We start from the raw sequence: 19848 nt of genomic DNA, 5'->3' as shown, positions 1-19848 counted from the left end.
CCGAGGCAGCAGACTGGACGGGGTGGGCACCCCTCCGGACGACCGGCCCCCCGCCGACGCCGGACGCGGCCCCTGGGCCCGCGTCACCGGTGCCGGCGCCCGGGTCGCGGGCTCCGTGGACTCCCTCGTCCGCACCCAGCGCCGCCGGCGCCCGTGGTTCGACCACCTCGCCCGGGCCGGCGGCCGCTACCAGCGCAGCCAGGGCGACCTGCTCGCCGCCGGGGTCACCTACTTCGTGTTCCTCGGCCTGTTCCCGGTGCTGCTGCTGGTCGCCTCGGTCATCGCCCTGGTCCTGTCCGGCGACGCGATCCTGCAGCGGGAGCTCTACACCGCCATCCGGGAGTCCTTCCCCGGCGGCGCGGGGCGGCAGATCGTCGACGAGCTGCGCTCGGCGGTGGGCGCGGCCGGCCTGACCGGGATCATCGGCGCGGCCGGCTTCCTCTACGCCGGGCTGCGCGCCATGGACAAGCTGCGCATCGGCATGGAGCAGATCTGGAAGGGCTCCGTCGACGAGCCGGAGTTCTGGCGCGACAACCTCGCCGACGTCGTCGCGCTCGTCGCCCTCGGCGGCGCCGGCCTGCTCAGCATCGGCCTGACCGGCTTCGCCACCCAGGCCACCTCCGTGGTGCTCGACGTCCTGGGGCTGCAGGACGCGCCGGGGCTGGCCGTGGGCACCAGCCTGCTCGGCATCGCGCTGGCGTTCGTCGGGGACGTCGTCGTCTTCCTGTGGCTGCTGCGGGTGGTGCCCTCGACGTCGCACCCGCTGCGGCTTCTGCTGCCCGGCGCGCTGTTCGGCGCCGCCGGGTTCGAGCTGATGAAGCTGGCCGGCAGCCTCTACCTGTCGCTGATCTCCGGCAGCGTGACCTCGTCGGCCTTCGGCGGCGCGGTCGGCGTCCTGGTGTGGATCAACCTGGTGGTCCGGTTCGCGTTCTTCACGGCGGCGTGGACGGCGACCCTCCCGCGCCTGACCCCGGAGGTGCCGGCCGTCCCGGAGACGCGGCCCCCGGTGGTGGCGGCGTCCGGCGCACCGCCCGCCGCCGGCCGATGACCGTGGCGGCGACGACCGCGGCCGCAGCTGCACCGAGCGCCAGCAGGCCGAGCGCGGGCGGGCCGCCGTCGCCGGCCGCCGGCGCCGCCGCGGGCGGGCCCGCCGCCACCTGCGCGGGGCCGGCCGGCGTCGGCGTCGCCGTCCGGGTCGGGGGAGGAGCGGGGACCTCGTCGGCCGAGGCGACCAGGCGGCCGACGCCGGCCAGCGACGCCGGGACGGCGAAGCCCCAGTCGAGCAGGCGCGCGGCCTGGTCGGCGGCGCGCAGCGGCACGTTCTCGGTGCCCATCACGCTGACGACCAGCCGCCGGCCGTCCCGCTCGGCGGCGGTCACGTAGGTGTGCCGGGCGGCGTCGGTGAACCCGGTCTTGCCGCCCAGCGTCCCCGGGTAGCCGGCCAGCGGGTTCTGGTTCTGGATCTGGAAGCCGGGCGAGCGGCCCTCGACGCCGGGCATCTGCGCCGTCGGCGTCAGGAGGAGCCCCGCGGTGACCGGGTCCGCGACCAGCTCCCGGAAGAACAGGGCGAGGTCGTAGGGGGAGGAGGACTGCCCGGCGACGTCGAGGCCCGACACCGAGCCCGCGACCGTGTCGAAGGCGCCCAGCTGCAGCGCCCGGGCGTTCATCGCGGCGATCGTGGGCGCGGTGCCCCCGGCCGCCCGGGCCAGCGCGTTGGCCGCGTCGTTGCCCGACTGCATCACCAGCGCCTGGAACAGCAGCCCGACCGGGTAGCGGCCGCCGGCCACGATGCCGACCTTGCTGCCCTCCATCTGCTCGTCCTCGACGGTGCCCTCCACCACCAGCGCGGGGTCCAGCCGGTGGGCGAGGGTCAGCAGGGTCAGCGTCTTGAGCGTGCTCGCCGGGTAGTGGCGGCCGTGCGGGTCACGGGCGGCCAGCACCTCGCCGGTGCCCGCGTCGGCGACGAGCCAGCCGGCCGCCACGACGCCGTCGGGCAGCGGCGGCGCCCCGTCGGCCACCACGGTGCCGCGGGTGTCGAGGCCGTCCCCGCCGACGGTGACCCCGCCCGGCGCCGAACCCTGCGGCGGCCCGCCGGCCGGTGGCGCGGTGGGCGTGGGGGCGGCCGGGTCGGCCGTGGGGCGCGGGGTGTCGTCGGCCGGTGCCGCCGCGGCGGGAGCGGCGCCCAGGAGCACCGCCAGCGCGGCCAGCACGGCCACCAGCGCACCCCACCGTCGCCGCACGGGGAGGACGCTAGCCGCGGGCCGGCGGGGCCGGGTCGCCGGGCGCGGGCGGCCGTGGCCGGGGCTCCGCGCGGGCGGGGCGTTCACAACGATCCCGTCTCGGTCCGTCGCACGGATGGCGGCGGGGGGCCGGAGCGCGGTTAGCGTGCCGGGGTCGTCGCGTCCGGCGTCCCGGCCGTGCCGGGGTGTGCCCGGGCGTGACGGACCAGGACCCACGGGAGCTCCCCCGTCTGTGCCGGGAGCTCCCCCCAGAGAGGAGTGCGTCTTGCGCCGAGCGCGGAAGATGAAGGTCGCGGCCCTGCTGCTGGCCGGCAGCATGGCCCTGGCCGCCTGTGCCAGCGACGAGACCGGCGGCGGCAGCAGCGGGAGCGGCGCCGGCGAGGGTGGCGGCAGCGAGGAGCCCCGCATCGGCCTCGCCTTCGACACCGGCGGCCGTGGCGACCGCTCGTTCAACGACGCGGCGGTCGCGGGCCTCGAGGCCGCCGTCGAGGAGCACGGCGGCGAGTTCCAGGACCTCAGCCCCAACGCCGACGGCTCCAACCGCGCCGACCTGCTGACCCAGCTGGCCGACGAGGGCTACAACCCGATCATCGCGGTCGGCTTCGCCTACGGCGAGGTCATCGGCGACGTCGTCGAGCAGTACCCGGACACGACGTTCGCGATCATCGACTCCTCCGCGGCGGAGGTCGGGGCGGACAACCTCACCGGCCTGCTGTTCAGCGAGGAGGAGGGCTCCTTCCTCGCCGGTGTCGCCGCGGCGCTCAAGTCCGAGACGGGCCACGTCGGCTTCGTCGGCGGCGTCGAGACCCCGCTGATCCAGAAGTTCGAGGCCGGCTACGTGGCCGGCGCCCAGGCGGTCAACCCGCAGATCATCATCGACCGGCAGTACATCTCGCCGGCCGGTGACTTCTCCGGCTTCAACGCCCCCGACCGCGGCCTGCTGGTCGCCCAGGGCATGTACGAGGGCGGCGCCGACATCGTCTACCACGCGGCGGGCGGCTCGGGCCTCGGCGTCTTCCAGGCGGCCGCGGCGGCCGGCGCGCGCGCCATCGGCGTCGACTCCGACCAGTACCAGACGGTCGACGACCCGGCGCTGCAGGCGGTCATCCTGACCTCGATGCTCAAGCGCGTGGACACCGCGGTGTCCTCGTTCATCGACTCCTTCGTCGACGGCAGCGTCCAGGGCGGCGAGGACATCGTCTACAACCTGGAGCAGGACGGCGTCGGCCTGTCCACCTCGGGTGGCTTCATCGACGACATCCAGGACCAGATCGAGGAGTACCGCACGCAGATCGTCGACGGCGAGATCACGGTCCCGTCGACCCCGTGACGGCGGCCGGCCGCAGGGCCGGCTGACCCCACGCACGACCGGAGGGCCCGGGGGCGCACACGCACCCCCGGGCCCTCCGCCATGAGGGGGATCCCCGGTCGTCACACTGATCGGGGAGGATGCCCAGCCGACGCACCCGCCGCTTCCTGGCGCGGTGCGCACGCCGGAGACCGCGGTCGATCCCGCGCCGCCGGTGCAGCAGAGTGGACGCGTGCCCGCGCACCCGCGGGCCGCAGGAACGCAGGAGGGGCCCACCATGGCCACACCAGGCTCCCCGGCAGGCGGCTCGGCGGGAACGCCGACCGACCTGGGCAAGGGCGCGACCGGGGCGCACGGCGAGGACGGCGGCGCTGCCGCGGGGGCGCCGCTCGCCGTCGAGCTGCGCGGCATCACCAAGCGCTTCCCCGGCGTCGTCGCCAACAAGGACATCGAGCTGCGCGTCCGGCGCGGCGAGGTGCACGCGATCGTGGGGGAGAACGGCGCCGGCAAGTCGACGCTGATGAAGACCCTCTACGGGATGCACCGCCCCGACGAGGGCTCGATCCTGCTGCACGGGCGCGAGGTGCACTTCAAGAGCCCCGCCGACGCGATCGCCGCGGGGATCGGCATGGTGCACCAGCACTTCATGCTGGCCGACTACCTGACCGTGCTGGAGAACGTGGTGCTGGGCGCGGAGAAGGCGCACGGCATCGGCGCGGAGGCCCGCCGGCGGATCCGCGAGATCTCCGACGCCTACGCCCTCGGCCTCGACCCCGACGTCCTCGTCGAGGACCTCGGCGTCGGCGACCGGCAGCGGGTCGAGATCGCCAAGGTGCTCTACCGCGGTGCCACGACGCTGATCCTCGACGAGCCGACCGCGGTCCTCGTGCCGCAGGAGGTCGACGAGCTGTTCGGCAACCTCGCCGAGCTCAAGCGCGAGGGCCTGACGGTCATCTTCATCTCGCACAAGCTCGACGAGGTCCGCAAGGTCGCCGACTCGATCACCGTCATCCGCCGCGGCACCACCGTCGGCACCGCCGACCCGAAGACGACGACGGCGCGCCAGCTCGCCGAGCTCATGGTCGGCACCGAGCTGCCCTCGCCGGAGATCCGCACCTCCACCGTGCGCGAGACGCCGGTGCTCCAGCTGCGCGACGTCACCGTCGCCGCGCCCACCGGCCGCCCGCCGGTCGACGACGTCACGCTGACCGTCCGCGAGGGCGAGGTCGTGGGCATCGCCGGCGTCGAGGGCAACGGCCAGGCCGAGCTCGTCGACGCCGTCATGGGCCTGCGCGCCCTCGCCGCCGGCACCGTGCTGCTCGGCCCCGACGACATCACCGCGTGGAGCACCCGCGCCCGCCGCGACGCCGGACTCGGGTTCATCCCCGAGGACCGCCACCGCCAGGGCATGCTGCTCGAGGCGCCGCTGTGGGAGAACCGCATCCTCGGACACCAGACCCGGCCGCCGGCGGTCAAGGGACCCTTCATCGACCGCCGCGGCGCGCGCACCGACACCGCGCGGATCATGCGCGACTACGACGTCCGCGCCCCGGGCCCGGACACCCTGGCCGTCGCGCTGTCCGGTGGCAACCAGCAGAAGCTGATCGTCGGCCGCGAGATGAGCGCCGCCCCGCGGCTGCTGCTCGCCGCCCACCCGACCCGCGGTGTCGACGTCGGCGCGCAGGGGGCGATCTGGCGGCTGCTCGAGGAGGCCCGCGCCGAGGGGATGGGCATCCTGCTCATCTCGGCCGACCTCGACGAGCTGATCGGCCTGTCCGACACGCTGCACGTCATGCTGCGCGGCCGGCTGGTGGCCACCCTCGACCCGTCCGCGGTCACCCCCGAGGAGCTCGGCGGGTACATGACCGGGGCCCGGACGGCGGCGGGTGCGGCGTGAACGTCCTCCGCAAGATCGGGCTGGCGCTCTTCGCGCCGGTCCTCGCCGTCGTCGTCGCCGTCGTCATCTCCTCGGCCGTCATGGCCGCGCTGCAGGTGGACCCGTTCGAGGTCTTCGCCGTCATGGTCGACTTCGGCGACACCCCGTCCCAGCAGGTCACCGCCCTCGTGGTGATCCTCAACCGGGCGGTGCCGCTGTTCCTGGCCGGCCTCGCGGTGGCCATCGCCTTCCGCATGGGCCTGTTCAACATCGGCGTCGAGGGCCAGTACCGGCTGGCCACGATCCTCGCCGCGGGCGTCGGTGCCGCCGTCGCGCTGCCGGGCCCGCTGCACGTGCTGCTCATCGTGGTCGTGGCGATGGCCGTGGCCGCCATCTGGGCCGGCATCGTCGCGGTGCTCAAGGTGACCCGCGGCGTCAGCGAGGTCATCAGCTCGATCATGCTCAACGTCATCGCGCTGGGCATCGCCTCGTTCCTGCTCACCGGCCCGCTGCGGGGCAGCCCCGAGGGCGCCTCGATCATCGCCACCGCCGAGATCCCCGAGTCCGGCTGGATGCCGAGCCTCAACGGCGTCTTCGGGGTGCTCGGCCTGGCCACCCCGCCGCGGCAGCTCTACGGCTTCCTGCTCGTCGCGGTCGTGGTGGGCGCGGTCATCGCCGTGCTGCTCAACCGCACCCGCTTCGGGTTCGACCTGCGCGCGGCGGGCCTGTCGCCGTCGGCGGCCAGCGCCAGCGGCGTCGACTCCCGCGGCATGGTCGTCAAGACGATGCTGCTGTCGGGCGCCGTCGCCGGGCTGATCGGCATGCCCGACCTGCTCGGCTCCACCCACGCCTACACCACCGACTTCACCTCGGGGCTGGGCTTCCTCGGCATCGCGGTGGCGCTGCTCGGCCGCAACAAGCCCGTCGGCATCGCCCTCGGCGCGCTGCTGTTCGCCTTCCTCGACCGGTCGCTGGTGCCGCTGCAGATCCAGGACTTCCCGGCCTCGGTCGTCACGATCATCCAGGGCACGATCGTGCTCGCCGTCGTCGTGGCCAACGAGATCGCCCGCCGGGTGGCCCGCCGCTCCGCGGAGCGCGGCTCGGCGGCCCCGGCCGTCGTCGCCGGCGACGGCAGCACCGGCCCGGGGCAGGCCGCCTCGGGCGCCGCGTCCGACGGCGGCGCCGCCGACGGCGGGGTGGGCACCGGGGCCGGCGTCAGCCGGTCGGCCGGGGCAGGCCAGCGTTCCGACGAGCGTCAGGAGTCCGAGCTGTGAGCACCGTGGCCACCCCACCCAGCGGGACCCGGCCGAGCCGCGGGCCGCTGACCGACCTGTTCACCGGCGGCGGGCGGTCCCGCCGCCTGATGTGGCTGCTGCTGGGCGTCGTGCTGCTCGTCTCGCTGGTCCGGGTGATCAGCGGCGAGGCGCAGCTCACCAGCTCCTCGACGATCGCCGCGGCCCTGCTGCTGGCGGTGCCGATCGGCCTGGCCGCGCTGGGCGGCCTGTTCGCCGAGCGCGCCGGCGTCGTCAACATCGGCCTCGACGGGATGATGACGCTCGGCACCTGGGGCGCCGGGTTCGCCGGCTACCAGTGGGGCTGGGGCGCCGCCGTCGTCGGCGGGCTGCTGTTCGGCGCGGTCGGCGGCCTGCTGCACGCGCTGGCCACCGTCACCTTCGGCGTCGACCACGTGGTCTCCGGCGTGGCGATCAACATCCTGGCCGGCGGCGTCGTGCGGTTCCTCTCCGAGCTGCTCTACACCGACAACCCGGCCGGCGGTGGTGTCACGCAGTCCCCGCCGGTCGACGGCAACCCGCCGTCGTTCTCGGTACCTGTGTTGTCCTCCGGGCCGGACCTGCTCGGCTCACTGGAGCGCCAGCGCTGGTTCCTCGTCAGCGACGTGGCGGGCATCCTGCGCGGGCTCACCAGCGGCATCGGCCTGCTGACGCTCATCGCGGTGCTGCTCGTCCCGGCGAGCTACCTGCTGCTGTGGCGCACCTCCTTCGGGCTGCGCCTGCGCTCGTGCGGGGAGAACCCGGCCGCCGCCGACTCGCTCGGCGTGCCGGTCTACCGCCTCAAGTACATCGCGGTGGTCATCTCCGGCGCGCTGGCCGGCCTGGGGGGCGTCTTCCTCGTCTTCATCGCCGGGATCTACCGCGAGGGCCAGGTCAACGGGCGCGGGTTCATCGGCCTCGCCGCGCTGATCTTCGGCAACTGGCGCCCCGGCGGGCTTGCGGCCGGCGCCGGCCTGTTCGGGTTCACCGACGCGCTGCAGCTGCGCAGCCGCTCCGCCGTCGTCGCGCTGTTCCTGCTGGTGGCGATCCTGCTCGCGGTCATCGCGGTCGTGCAGGCCCGGCGCGGCAAGCTGCTGCCCGCCGGTATCGCCGCCGTCGTGGCCGCGGCCGCGCTGGTCGGCTTCCTCACCGTCGACGAGCTGCCGCCGGGCCTGGTGTCGTTCACGCCGCACCTGACCACGCTGCTGGTCCTGTCGCTGGCGTCCCAGCGGCTGCGGATGCCCAAGGCCGACGGTCTGGTCTACCGACGAGGAGAGCACTAGATGGCGGACGTCGACTGGGAGGCGCTGCGCAGCGCGGCGCGGGAGGCCATGACGCACGCCTACGCGCCGTACTCGCGGTTCCCCGTGGGCGTGGCCGGGCTGGTCGACGACGGCCGGCTGGTCACCGGCTGCAACGTCGAGAACGCCAGCTACGGCCTGGGGCTGTGCGCCGAGTGCGGGATGGTCAGCGACCTCGCCCGCACCGGCGGCGGCCGGCTGGTCGCGGTGGCGTGCGTCGGCGGCGACGGGCAGCCGCTCATGCCCTGTGGGCGCTGCCGCCAGCTGCTGTGGGAGCACGGCGGCGCCGACATGCTCATCGAGACGGTGTCGCTGGGCATCGTGCCCATGCGCGAGGTGCTGCCCGACGCCTTCGGCCCCGAGGACCTGGTGGCCGCGGCCGCCCGGGACGGCGGCGCGGGCGCGGGCGAGGGGGGACGGGGCTGATGGACGCCATCGACGTGCTGCGCGCCAAGCGCGACGGCGGGGAGCTCACGCCCGATCAGATCCGCTGGGTCATCGGCGCCTACACCGACGGCACCGTCCCCGACGAGCAGATGAGCGCGCTGCTCATGGCGGTGTTCTTCCGGGGCATGTCGCCGGGCGAGCTGTCGGTCTGGACGCAGGCGATGATCGACTCCGGCGAGCGCAAGGACCTGTCCTCGCTGGGCCGCCCGACCGCCGACAAGCACTCCACCGGCGGGGTGGGCGACAAGATCACGCTGCCGCTGGCGCCGCTGGTCGCCGCGTGCGGGGTCGCCGTGCCGCAGCTGTCGGGGCGCGGCCTCGGGCACACCGGCGGCACGCTGGACAAGCTCGAGTCGATCCCCGGCTGGCGCGCCGACGTGCACGAGGACGCCTACCTGCGGCAGCTCGCCGACGTGGGCGCGGTGATCTGCGCGGCCGGGCACGACCTCGCGCCCGCGGACAAGAAGCTCTACGCGCTGCGAGACGTGACGGCGACTGTCGAGTCGATCCCGCTGATCGCCAGCTCGATCATGAGCAAGAAGATCGCCGAGGGCGCCGACGCGCTCGTGCTCGACGTCAAGACCGGGTCCGGGGCGTTCATGAAGGACCCGGAGGCCTCCCGCGAGCTGGCCCGCACGATGGTCGGCCTGGGCGAGGCGGCCGGGGTGAACACCGTGGCGCTGGTGACCGCGATGGACCGGCCGCTCGGCCGCGCCGCGGGCAACGCCGTCGAGGTGGCCGAGTCGGTGGAGGTGCTCGCCGGCGGCGGCCCGGCCGACGTCGTCGAGCTGACCCTCGCCCTGGCGCGCGAGATGCTCACCGGCGCCGGGCGGCCCGACGTCGACCCCGCCGACGCGCTGCGCGACGGCCGGGCCATGGACGTGTGGCGGCGGATGGTCGCCGCGCAGGGCGGGGACCCCGACGCTCCGCTGCCGCAGCCGGCGGAGCGGCACGTCGTGACCGCCCCCGCCACCGGGACGCTGACCCGGCTGGACGCCTACGCCCTCGGTGTCGCCGCGTGGCGGCTCGGGGCCGGGCGGGCGCGCAAGGAGGACCCGGTGTCGGCCGCGGCCGGCGTCACCTGGACGGCGACGGTGGGGGAGCAGGTGACCGAGGGCCAGCCGCTGCTGGAGCTGCACACCGACGACCCCGCGCGCATCGAGCGGGCGCTGGAGGCGCTGGAGGGTGCGGTCGGCGTGGACACCGGCGACGAGCCGCTGCCGCTGCTGCTGGACCGCATCTCGGCTTGACGAGCGGGCCCTCCGTGCGCACGTCCGCGGACATGCGCACGGAGGGCGGTCGGCGCAGGGCCGGAACCGAGGAGCAGACTGGGTCCTCGTGACCAGCACGTCCGCGGCGCCGACCTCCGCCGCCGCCCCGCAGGCCGGGGCGCCCCTCGACCCGGACGCGGCGATCTCGGTCCGCGGGCTGGTGAAGCGCTACGGCGCCGCCACCGCCGTCGACGGCCTCGACCTCGACATCCGCCGGGGGGAGATCTTCGCGCTGCTCGGCCCCAACGGCGCCGGCAAGACGACGACGGTCGAGATCTGCGAGGGCTTCCGCGACCGCGACGGCGGCGAGGTGCGGGTGCTCGGCATCGACCCGGCCTCGGGCGGGCGCCGGTGGAAGGCGCAGCTGGGCATCGTGCTGCAGTCCGGCGCGGGCGACAGCCAGCTCACCTGCCGCGAGCTGCTGCGGGCGCAGGCGTCCTACTTCCCCGACCCGCGGGATCCCGACGAGGTGCTCGAGCTGGTCGGCCTGACGGAGAAGGCGGGCTCGCGTGGCCGGTCGCTGTCGGGCGGGCAGCGCCGCCGGCTCGACGTCGCGCTCGGCATCGTCGGCCGGCCCACCCTGCTGTTCCTCGACGAGCCGACCACCGGCTTCGACCCCGAGGCCCGCCGGCAGTTCTGGTCGCTGATCCGGTCGCTGCGCGACCTGGGCACCACCATGCTCCTGACCACCCACTACCTCGACGAGGCCGAGGCGCTCGCCGACCGGGTCGGCGTGATCGCCCGCGGCCGGCTGGCGGAGGTCGCCGTCCCCTCGGAGCTGGGCGGGCGGGGCCGGGCGCCGGCCGTGGTGACCTGGACCGAGGACGGCGTGCGGCGGACCGAGGCCACCGGCGCCCCCACCGCGCTGGTCCGCGACCTGGCCGCGCGCTTCGGCGGCGAGGTGCCCGACCTGGCCGTGGCCCGGCCGACCCTCGAGGACGTCTACCTGCAGATGATCGGGGAGGAGCGCGCGTGAGCGCCGCGACGACCGACCGCACCACCCCAGCGCTTCCCTCGCTGGGCGCCGTCTACCGCTCCCGCGCCGGCGTGGAGCTCAAGGAGTTCTTCCGGCAGCGCGAGTCGGTGGTCTTCACCCTCGTGTTCCCCGTGCTGCTGCTCGTCGTCTTCGGCGCGGTGCTGGACTACGACCTCGGCAGCGGGGTCAGCTTCACCCAGTACTTCGTGGCCGGCGTGATCGCCGCGGGCATCCTCGGGGCGAGCCTGCAGAACATGGCGATCTCCATCGCGACCGAGCGGGCTGACGGCACGCTCAAGTCGCTCTACGGCACCCCGATGCCGCGCAGCGCCTACTTCGTCGGCAAGGTCGTGCAGGTCCTCGCCGTCACGGTCCTCATCATCGCGATCCTGCTGCTCGTCGGCGTCGTCTTCTACGACGTCGACCTGCCCACCGGCGCGGACTGGCTGACCTTCGCCTGGGTGACCGCGCTGGGCGCCGCCGCGTGCACGCTGCTCGGCATCGCGGTGTCCTCGCTGGCGCGCAACGGCCGGTCGGCGTCGGCCACCGTCACGCCGATCGCGCTGGTGCTGCAGTTCATCTCCGGCGTCTTCTTCCAGTTCAGCCAGGTGCCCACCTGGATGCAGACGGTTGCGTCCTTCTTCCCGCTCAAGTGGATGGCCCAGGGCCTGCGCTCGGTGTTCCTGCCCGACGCGCTCGCCGCATCCGAGCCGGCCGGCACCTGGGAGCTCGGGCGGGTCGCCCTGGTGCTCGGTGCCTGGTGCCTGGCCGGGCTGGTGCTGTGCGTCCTGACCTTCCGCTGGCAGGAGCGCGGCACGCGGTGACATCGTCGGCCCCCGGCCGACACCGCGGCCAGGTGCCGTCCCCGGCGGCCGCTGAGCCCATCCCCGTGTCCCGGTCGGGAGGCCCTCCGGGCCCCCGCGACCGGTCCACTCCCGGCCGGGCGGCCGTCCCCGGCTCCCGAGCGGCGGCTGTATACGGTGCCGGGGTGCCCGCACCGCTCGACGCCGACTCGATCCGCCGCGCCCCCAAGGTCCTGCTGCACGACCACCTCGACGGCGGTCTGCGGCCGCAGACGGTGCTCGAGCTCGCCGACGAGGCGGGCTACCGCGACCTGCCGGCCGGTGACGCCGAGGCACTGGGCCGCTGGTTCCGGGAGGCCGCCGACTCCGGGTCGCTCGTGCGCTACCTGGAGACGTTCGCGCACACCGTCGGCGTGATGCAGCGGCCCGAGGCCGTGCGCCGGGTGGCCCGCGAGTGCGCGCTGGACCTCGCCGCCGACGGCGTCGTCTACGCCGAGGTGCGCATGGCGCCGGAGCTCGTGACCGCCGGCGGCACGCCGATCGAGGAGGCGGTCGAGGCGATCCTGGACGGCTTCGCGCAGGGCAGCGCCGAGGCCGCCGCCGCGGGCACCCCGATCACCGTCGGCGCGCTGCTGTGCGCGATGCGCCAGGCCGACCGGTGGGAGGAGGTCGCGGGCCTCGTCGTCCGCTACCGCGACGCCGGCGTCGTCGGGTTCGACCTGGCCGGCCCGGAGATCGGCTTCCCGCCGGACCGGCACCCCGAGGCCATCGCGCTGCTCGACCGGGCCGGCGCGCACCGCACCATCCACGCCGGGGAGGCCGCCGGCATCGACAGCATCCGCGCCGCCCTCGACGGCGCCCGCGCGGAGCGGCTCGGCCACGGCGTGCGCATCGCCGACGAGGTCCCCGCGGACGGCCCGCTCGGCCCCGTCGCGCAGCGCGTGCTCGACGCGCAGGTCCCGCTGGAGGTCGCGCCGTCGTCGAACGTCCAGACCGGCGCCTACCCCTCGATCGCCGCGCACCCGGTCGACCGGCTGCACCGGCTCGGGTTCGCCGTCACGGTCAACACCGACAACCGGCTGATGAGCGGGGTGTCGGTGACCAGCGAGCTGGCCGACGTCGCCGCCGCGCACGGCTGGGGCTGGGACGACGTCCAGGCGGTCACCGAGCGCGCGCTGGGCGCGGCCTTCGCCGACGACGCCGTCCGCGCCCGGCTGCTCATCGACGTCGTCCGGCCGGGGTACGCCGCGCTGCGCGGGTGACCACCCCCACCGCCCGCGCCGGAATGGACGGGTGATCTCCGCTGCTACCGTGGGTGTGCCGGCACTCGCCGGACATCCTCCCGGACGGTCCGTCCGGGCATGAGCGCATCCGTGCAGGTCCGCCGCGTCCCGCGACGCCGCGACCGCCAGTGAGGACGCCGGACCCCGACGCCGGGGGTGGCGCCCGCGCAACAACCACGGGACGCGCCCGAGCTGTATCGGAGTCCCACACCCGCATGACCTCGTTCGACCCCGTCGACGCCGTCGACACCCCGCTCGACACCCTGCTCGACACCTCGCTCGACACCGAGACCACCCCCGCGCCGGCGCCCGAGCCGGCCGGGCCCTCCTTCGCCGCGCTGGGCCTGCCCCAGCAGCTGGTGACGGCGCTCGAGCGGCGCGACATCCGCGCGCCGTTCGCCATCCAGGCCACCGTCCTGCCCGATGCCCTCGCCGGGCGCGACGTGCTGGGCAAGGCCGCCACCGGTTCGGGCAAGACGCTGGCCTTCGGCCTGCCGATGCTCGCCCGCATGGGCCTCACCGCCCGCCGCGGCCCCCGGGCGCCCCGCGCCCTCGTGCTGGTGCCCACGCGCGAGCTGGCCCAGCAGGTCGCCGACAACCTCGCCCCGCTGGGCCAGGCCATCGGCGCCCAGTTCGTCACCGTCTACGGCGGCGCCCCGATGCACCGCCAGATCACCCAGCTGCGCCGCGGCGTCGACGTCGTCGTCGCCACCCCCGGCCGGCTGCAGGACCTCATCGCCCAGGGCGAGGCCACCCTCGCCGAGGTGGAGGTCAGCGTGGTCGACGAGGCCGACTTCATGTCCGACCTCGGCTTCCTGCCGGTCGTGCAGGAGCTGCTCGACCAGACCCGCCCCGACGCCCAGCGGCTGCTGTTCTCGGCCACGCTGGACGGCGAGGTCGACACCCTGGTCCGCCGCTACCTCAAGGACCCGGCCCGGCACGAGGTCAAGCGCCCCGGTGACGACGCCCCGCCGGCCGAGCACCTGGCCTACAGCCTCGCGTTCCGCGACAAGGTGCCCGTGACGCAGGAGCTGGCCGCCCGCCCGGGCCGCACCATCGTCTTCGCGCGCACCCAGCTCGGCGTCGACCGGCTGACGGAGAACCTCAAGGCCGTCGGCATCAAGGCCGAGGCGATCCACGGCGGGCTGCCCCAGTCGGCGCGCCGCCGGGCCCTGGAGGCGTTCATGGACGCCCGCAGCCCGGTCCTGGTGGCCACCGACGTCGCCGCGCGCGGCATCCACGTCGACGACGTCTCGCTGGTGCTGCACTACGACCCGCCGGCCGACCACAAGACCTACCTGCACCGCTCGGGCCGCACCGCCCGCGCCGGTGCCGCCGGTGTCGTGGTCTCGCTGCTGCTGCCCGACCAGGTCGGCCAGGCCAAGCGCCGGTTCCGGCAGGCGAAGGTCGACCCGCGCGTCGACCGCATCCGGCCGGGCGACGCCCCGATCGCCGAGCTCGTCGCCAGCGGCGTGCCGGTGGAGCCGATCGAGCGTCCGGCGCGGGAGTCCCGCCGTCCGCACGGCGGCCCCGGCGGCCGGCGTCCGCGCCGTGACGGCGACCGTCCCCGCCGCTCGTACGGCGAGGGAGACCGCGGCCGCCGCGACGGCGACCGGCCCCGCCGGCCCGCCGGTGAGGGCGACCGTCCCCGCCGTCCGTTCGGCGAGGGCGAGCGCCCGCGCCGTCCGTACGGCGAGCGCGACCGGTCCCGCGGGCCGGGGGAGCGCGGCGGTCGTCCCGACCGTCCGGCGCCCGCCCGCGACTGACGCACACAGCGGCCGGTCCCCGTCCCGGGGGCCGGCCGCTGTGCTGTCCGGAGCCGGGTCGTGCTCTGCCCACGGGGGCGGGGCAGAGCACGAGGGTCCCGACGAGCCGCCTCGTGCTCTGCCCACCGGGCCGGGGCAGAGCACGACCGCTCCAGGGAGAACTGTCGTGCTCCGGGTCCGGGCCGGACACGGAGCACGGGTGTCAGCGGCGGAAGACCAGCGCCCCGCCGACCTCGGTGACGACCTCGTCCCACGCGGTCCGCAGCGCCGCGGCGTCCTCCGCCCGCAGCGGGGTGCCCGGCTCGCGCTCGCCGATCGCCACCGCCCGGCCGAGCGGCGTCCCCGGCGCCAGCAGCTCCTCGACCCGGGACAGCCCGGCGTACTCGGCGACGTCGCGCACGCCCTCCACCGGCTGCGCCAGCGTGCCGTGGTCGACCAGCCCGGCCGCGCCGCCGGCGACCTCGGCCAGCACCTCCGAGAGCTCGGTCAGGTCGTAGCGGTCCTGCTCGGCCGGCAGCGGGAGGGTGTCGGTGTCGGCGACCTCCGGCCACGAGGCGATCTCGGTGAGGTCGTGGTCCTCGTCGCCGGCGATGAACCGGGCGAGCTGGGCCGGGGTGTCGAAGAGCCAGATCTCGCCGTCGCGGCCGAGGAAGCGGGCGACGTCGTCGACGTAGCAGCGCAGCGTCACGCCGGCGCCGTCGGGGACCACCAGCTCGACCGGCAGGATCCCCACCGCCTCCCAGAACTCCGCGGCCGCGGCGACGGCGGCCGGGGTGGCGGTGATCCGGCTGCCGCCGCGGATGGTGCTCATCCCGGCGGTCGCGGCCTCCGCGGGCGCGGCCGCGGTGGACTCGGCGGCCGGGCGGTTGCCGCTGCCGTCGGAGCCGAGCGCGACCGTGCGCTCCGCCGGGGCGTCGTCCTCGTCGTCGTCGTCCCCGCCCAGGTCGTCGTCGAGGTCCTCGTCGTCGGCCGTGGGGTAGGCGTCGACCGTGGTGGTGCCGGAGCCGGTCCAGTCCAGGTGACCGGACAGCTCCTCGATCACGTCCTCCCACAGCTCGTCGAGCGCCCCGCCGACACCGACCCAGGCGTCCTCGCCGGAGCGGCCCACGAAGGCGTCGACGCCCAGGCCCAGGGAGCCGATCTCCGGGCGGGCGACCAGCTCGGCCAGCGCCGGGAACTCGGTCTCCTCGTCCTCGAGGTCCTCGTCGTCGTCGGCGTCCCCGTCGGTGCGGGCGGGCGGGGCGTCCTCGTCGTCGGCGCCGGCGGTGTCCAGGCACTCGGCCAGCCGGCTGACGATGTCGATGGTGGCCGCCAGCTCCTCGACCGCCCACCGGTCGGGGCTCTCCGCGGCGGTGTCGTAGACGCCGTCGAGGTCGTAGCGGTGGTCGTCGTCGGGCGTCAGGTCCTCCGCGCCCAGCCCGGTGACGACCGGCCAGACCGGGTGGTCGGCGAGGTCGTGGTCGGTGCGCGTGCGGCAGAACGCGGCCAGCGCCGACGGGGTCGGGAACAGGTGCACCGTGGCGGTCTCGCCCTCGGACGTGCCGAGGAACGCCTGCCACTCCTCGCCGTCCTCCTCCCACGGCGGCGCCCACAGCGTGTAACCGGTTCGGTCGTCGACGGTGAGCGCGATGGGGACGATGCTGGGCCTGGCCACGGAGCCCATCCTGCCGGGTCCGACCGGGAGCCCGCTGCGCGTGGTCCCGGCCGGACCTCCCGGCTCAGTCCCGGAAGCCCTCCATGGTCGCCACCCGGGCGAAGACCTCGCGGGTGTCGGGCTTCTCAAGCGTCGGGTCGAGCTCGAGGTACACCGCCATCACGTTCTGCGCGATGCGCCCGGACTCCGCCCACTCGCCGAACCGGCCCAGCGCGATGTCGTGCATCGCCTCCACCGGGTCCATCCCCGCCTCGAACCGCTTCGTCGCCTCCTCCTCGACGAACAGGAGGTACTCGCGGACCTGCCGGATGCCGGCGCCGTCGGTGACCGGCCCGTGCCCGGGGACGACGTGGGCCGGCTCCAGGGCGAGCATGGTGTCGCAGGCCCGGACCCAGTTGCGCAGCGGGCCGGCCCAGATGATCGGCGTCCCGCCGATGAACAGCAGGTCGCCGGTGAAGAGCACCCCGGCGGAGGGCACCCACGCGACGCTGTCGCCGGCCGTGTGCGCCGGCCCGAGCTCCAGCAGCTGGACCTCGACGCCGCCGACGTCGAGGTCGCGCCGCCCCGTGAAGGTGTCGGTGGGGCGGAGCGGGTCGCAGTCGGTCCAGTCGAACGGCGCGAAGATCTCGCGCGCGAACCGGCCCGGCCCTCCCGGGGAGTCGCGCAGGCCCATGATCAGCTCGGGCCCGGAGTGCCGCATCTCCTCCGCGGTGGCCGCCGAGGTGAGGATGCGGGCGTCGGGGAAGAGCTGGTTGCCGAACCAGTGGTCGCCGTTGGAGTGGCTGTTCACCACCGTCCGGATCGGCGCGGAGCCGGTCAGCCCGGCCATCCCGTCGAGCATGGCGCGCGTCATCGGGACGTCGAAGAGGGTGTCGAACAGCAGCGACTCCCCGTCGCCGACGACCAGGCCGGCGTTGCTCCAGCCCCAGCTCCCGTCGGGCTCCAGCCAGGCGTGGCACCCGCCGCCGAGGTCGTGCAGGCCGCGGCTGTACTCGAGGTCGGCCACGGCTCAGAACCCGGTCCGCAGGAGGTGCACGGCGGGGCCCGGCACGACCTCGTTCTCGATCTCGCCGATCCCCTCGACGCGCATGCGCACGCGGTCGCCCGGCTTGAGCCAGCCGCGGAAGCCGTCGCCGGCGTCGCCGCCGCTGAGGGAGAAGTGCTCGAACAGGCACCCGGTCGGGACCGTGCCGGAGCCGAGGACGTCGCCGGGCCGCAGCGTGGTGCCGCGCGAGGCGTAGGCGGCGATCTCCCCCCACGACCAGTCCATCTGGTCCATCGACCCGCCGCCGACCTCCTCGTCGTTGACCCAGACCCGCATGTCCAGGGCGAAGGAGTTGCCGCTGGCGTGCGGCGCGAGCTCGTCGGCGGTGACGAAGACCGGGCCCAGCGTCGTCGAGCTGTCCTTGCCCTTCGCCGGGCCGAGGCCCAGGCGCATCTCGCGGGCCTGCAGGTCGCGCGCGCTCCAGTCGTTGAAGATCGTGTAGCCGGCGATGTGATCGGCGGCGGTCGCCGGGTCGAGGTCGGACCCGGCCCGCCCGACCACGGCGGCCACCTCGAGCTCGAAGTCGAAGCGCTCGCAGCCCGGCGGGACCGGCACGGGGTCGTGCGGCCCGATCACCGCAACCGGGTTGGTGAAGTAGAACGCCGGGATCTGCTCCCACTCCGGGTCCAGCTGCGCGGACGCGCCGAGCCCGGCCCGGCAGTTGCGCATGTGCTGCAGGAAGCACAGGAAGTCGCGCATCGCCGGCGGCTGCAGCGGCGCCCGCAGCGTCGCCCCGGCGAACGGGCGGACGTCGTCGGGGTCCGACGTCGCGCGCTCACCGGCCTCGCGCAGCCGGGTCCCGTCGTCGCCGAGCAGGTCGAGCAGCGCCGTCCCCGGCGGCAGGCCGTGGACCCGGTCGTCGAGCAGCAGGCCGACGCGGTCGGTCCCGTCGGCGTCGTAGGTCACCCATCTCATGGCTGTGCCTCCTGGTGGCCGGGCTCAGGCCGGCGGTCGGCCGTGAGCAGGAACTTGCGGATCTTGCCGACGGAGGTCCGGGGGAGCTCCGGGACGACGTGGACCTCGTGCGGTCGCTTGGCGGGGGACAGGTGCTCGGCGCACCAGGCCAACACCGACGCGGCCAGGTCGGCCGCGGCCGGGCCCGCCGGCACCACGTGGGCCACGGGGACCTCGGTGCGCAGCGGGTCGGGCCGGCCGGTGACGGCGACCTCGAAGACGCCGGGATGGCGGGCGATGACCTGCTCGATCTCGACGGCCGACACGTTCTCGCCGGCGACCTTGAGCTGCTCGCTGCCGCGGCCGGCGAACGACCAGGTGCCGTCGGGTCCGACCGCGGCCCGGTCGCCGGTGCGGAACCACACCTCGCCGTCGGGCCCGGTGCCTGCCAGCACGGCCTGCAGGGCGTGCGGGTCGTCGAGGTAGCCGGTGAACACGGTGCGGCCCGGGACGCCGCCCACCTGGATCTCGCCGTGCGCGGGCGGGACGAGCGGGGTGCCCGTGGCCAGGTCGCCGAGGCGGACGGCGCAGCCGGGGGTGACGCCGCCGAGCCCGGCGGGGCCCGCACCACCGACGGTCTGGCTCAGCACCGCCGGGCCGGTCTCGGTCATGCCGTAGAGCTGCCGCGGCGCGCAGCCGACCAGCCGGGACACCGCCGCGTACTCGTCGGCGGTCAGGTCCTGGGCGAACCACATGTGCTCCAGCGGGCGCCGCAGCGGGCGGTCGCCGCCGCGGGCCAGGACCATCCGCAGCGGCGCGGCGAACAGCGACGCGTGCGTGGCCCCTAGTCGCTCGAGCTGGGCCAGGTACCGGGTGGCGGAGAACGCGGGCACCAGCGCGACGGAGGCGCCGACGGCGACGGCGGCGGCGAAGCAGTAGTACTGGGCGTTGGCGTGGAAGAGGGGGAGCGCGACGAGGAACCGCGACTCCGCACCGAGGCCCGCGGCCTCCGCCATGACCCGTCCGGTGTGCGCGTAGACGCCCTGGCTGACGACGACGCCCTTCGGGGCCGACGTGGTGCCGGACGTGAACAGGACGCTCAGGTCGTCCTCCGCGGCGGGCGGGGCTGCCGGCGCGCCGTCCAGGGAGCCGCCGGCCGCCAGCCCGCCGACGGCCCCGTCGGGCCCGGTCGGCACCACCAGGGTGGCGTCGCCGGCCGGGACCTGCGCGGCCTGGTCGGGGCCGCAGACGACCAGCCGGGGGCGCAGCCGCCCGTGCTGGTGGGCGATCTCCGGGGCGCGGGCGCGCGGGTCGCTGCTGCTGAAGGTCGCGCCGAGCACCGCGCAGGCGAGCCAGACGGCGACGAACGCGACGCAGTTGGGCAGCACCAGCAACACCCGGTCGCCGCGGCCCACCCCGCGGGCGGCCAGCCCCGCCGCCGTGCGCGTGACCAGCGCGTCGAACTCCGCGTAGGTCCACGTGGTGGCACGGCCGTCCTCGTCCTCGAACACCAGGAACGGCCGGCCGGCGTGCTCGCGCACGGCCCCTGCCCACAGGGCGGCGAAGGTCGGCCGGCTGGGGTCTGGGCGCTCCACGATGCGGACTCCCCACGGGAAGGGCCGGGCGGCGAGGGCGGGAGGGGGCTCGGACGAGAAGGGTCTTGCCACAACAATCAATTGAATATAAACATGGCCTGGATCACACCTGTCAAG

General features: G+C 75.4%; 16 protein-coding genes. 11 read left to right on the top strand and 5 right to left on the bottom strand.

What is annotated here, in order from left to right; genetic code table 11:
• The first annotated feature begins 22 nt into the window (after positions 1-22).
• Positions 23-1048: a YihY/virulence factor BrkB family protein gene (locus tag ACI78R_RS12015; protein WP_457040897.1), complete on the top strand. Its 1026-nt coding sequence runs from the start codon at positions 23-25 to the stop codon at positions 1046-1048.
• Here the strand turns inward: ACI78R_RS12015 and ACI78R_RS12010 are convergent.
• Complete coding sequence (locus ACI78R_RS12010) at positions 933-2240, bottom strand: D-alanyl-D-alanine carboxypeptidase family protein (RefSeq protein WP_457040896.1); 1308 nt, start codon at positions 2238-2240, stop codon at positions 933-935. The two genes, ACI78R_RS12015 and ACI78R_RS12010, sit on opposite strands and share 116 nt — an antisense overlap.
• Positions 2241-2505: 265 nt before the next feature.
• Here ACI78R_RS12010 and ACI78R_RS12005 point away from each other — a divergent pair, with 265 nt between their 5' ends.
• From ACI78R_RS12005 to ACI78R_RS11960, 10 genes are all read left to right on the top strand, one after another.
• Positions 2506-3570 carry a BMP family lipoprotein gene (locus tag ACI78R_RS12005; protein ID WP_457040895.1) on the top strand — a complete coding sequence of 355 codons (1065 nt, stop codon included), beginning with the start codon at positions 2506-2508 and terminating at the stop codon, positions 3568-3570.
• 256 nt (positions 3571-3826) lie between these two features.
• Positions 3827-5446 carry an ABC transporter ATP-binding protein gene (locus tag ACI78R_RS12000; RefSeq protein ID WP_457040894.1) on the top strand — a complete coding sequence of 540 codons (1620 nt, stop codon included), beginning with the start codon at positions 3827-3829 and terminating at the stop codon, positions 5444-5446.
• Positions 5443-6699 carry an ABC transporter permease gene (locus tag ACI78R_RS11995; protein ID WP_457040893.1) on the top strand — a complete coding sequence of 419 codons (1257 nt, stop codon included), beginning with the start codon at positions 5443-5445 and terminating at the stop codon, positions 6697-6699. Before ACI78R_RS12000 ends, ACI78R_RS11995 begins: the two co-directional genes overlap by 4 nt.
• Positions 6696-7979, top strand: a complete 1284-nt coding sequence (locus ACI78R_RS11990) for an ABC transporter permease (RefSeq protein WP_139253015.1) — start codon at positions 6696-6698, stop codon at positions 7977-7979. Before ACI78R_RS11995 ends, ACI78R_RS11990 begins: the two co-directional genes overlap by 4 nt.
• The gene (locus ACI78R_RS11985; protein ID WP_457040892.1) at positions 7980-8423 is read left to right on the top strand and encodes a cytidine deaminase; all 444 of its coding nucleotides are present in this window, start codon (positions 7980-7982) and stop codon (positions 8421-8423) included. It begins immediately after the preceding gene.
• A complete protein-coding gene (locus ACI78R_RS11980; RefSeq protein ID WP_457040891.1) occupies positions 8423-9694 on the top strand; it encodes a thymidine phosphorylase in 1272 nt (423 codons plus the stop codon). The genes ACI78R_RS11985 and ACI78R_RS11980 overlap by 1 nt, the downstream gene beginning before the upstream one ends.
• An 88-nt stretch (positions 9695-9782) precedes the next feature.
• Positions 9783-10691 (top strand): ABC transporter ATP-binding protein, encoded by a 909-nt coding sequence (locus ACI78R_RS11975; RefSeq protein ID WP_457040890.1) that lies wholly within the window; start codon positions 9783-9785, stop codon positions 10689-10691.
• On the top strand, positions 10688-11515 hold the full coding sequence (locus tag ACI78R_RS11970; protein ID WP_073421481.1) for an ABC transporter permease: 828 nt from the start codon (positions 10688-10690) through the stop codon (positions 11513-11515). Before ACI78R_RS11975 ends, ACI78R_RS11970 begins: the two co-directional genes overlap by 4 nt.
• Positions 11516-11679: 164 nt before the next feature.
• Positions 11680-12756 carry an adenosine deaminase gene (locus ACI78R_RS11965; protein ID WP_457040889.1) on the top strand — a complete coding sequence of 359 codons (1077 nt, stop codon included), beginning with the start codon at positions 11680-11682 and terminating at the stop codon, positions 12754-12756.
• A 236-nt stretch (positions 12757-12992) separates the two neighbouring features.
• Positions 12993-14543, top strand: coding sequence for a DEAD/DEAH box helicase (locus ACI78R_RS11960; RefSeq protein WP_457040888.1), 1551 nt, complete (start codon positions 12993-12995; stop codon positions 14541-14543).
• A 202-nt stretch (positions 14544-14745) separates the two neighbouring features.
• Here ACI78R_RS11960 and ACI78R_RS11955 read toward each other — a convergent pair whose 3' ends face one another.
• The 4 genes from ACI78R_RS11955 to ACI78R_RS11940 form a co-directional block, all read right to left on the bottom strand.
• Complete coding sequence (locus ACI78R_RS11955) at positions 14746-16197, bottom strand: hypothetical protein (protein WP_457040887.1); 1452 nt, start codon at positions 16195-16197, stop codon at positions 14746-14748.
• 64 nt (positions 16198-16261) lie between these two features.
• Positions 16262-17203, bottom strand: a complete 942-nt coding sequence (locus ACI78R_RS11950) for an MBL fold metallo-hydrolase (protein ID WP_457040886.1) — start codon at positions 17201-17203, stop codon at positions 16262-16264.
• 3 nt (positions 17204-17206) lie between these two features.
• Positions 17207-18157 carry a fumarylacetoacetate hydrolase family protein gene (locus tag ACI78R_RS11945; RefSeq protein ID WP_457040885.1) on the bottom strand — a complete coding sequence of 317 codons (951 nt, stop codon included), beginning with the start codon at positions 18155-18157 and terminating at the stop codon, positions 17207-17209.
• Positions 18154-19731 carry a class I adenylate-forming enzyme family protein gene (locus ACI78R_RS11940; RefSeq protein WP_457040884.1) on the bottom strand — a complete coding sequence of 526 codons (1578 nt, stop codon included), beginning with the start codon at positions 19729-19731 and terminating at the stop codon, positions 18154-18156. The genes ACI78R_RS11945 and ACI78R_RS11940 overlap by 4 nt, the downstream gene beginning before the upstream one ends.
• Positions 19732-19848 lie beyond the last annotated feature (117 nt).

It is taken from the genome of Geodermatophilus sp. SYSU D01106, assembly GCF_054049995.1.
Note: the sequence above shows the minus strand (reverse complement) of the source record. Positions and strands in the feature narration are given on the sequence as shown.

Coding starts and splice junctions, on each gene's coding strand:
- ACI78R_RS12000 (WP_457040894.1), top strand. CDS start 3,827: ATGGCCACACCAGGCTCCCCGGCAGGCGGCTCGGCGGGAACGCCGACC.
- ACI78R_RS11960 (WP_457040888.1), top strand. CDS start 12,993: ATGACCTCGTTCGACCCCGTCGACGCCGTCGACACCCCGCTCGACACC.
- ACI78R_RS11985 (WP_457040892.1), top strand. CDS start 7,980: ATGGCGGACGTCGACTGGGAGGCGCTGCGCAGCGCGGCGCGGGAGGCC.
- ACI78R_RS11945 (WP_457040885.1), bottom strand. CDS start 18,157: ATGAGATGGGTGACCTACGACGCCGACGGGACCGACCGCGTCGGCCTG.
- ACI78R_RS11980 (WP_457040891.1), top strand. CDS start 8,423: ATGGACGCCATCGACGTGCTGCGCGCCAAGCGCGACGGCGGGGAGCTC.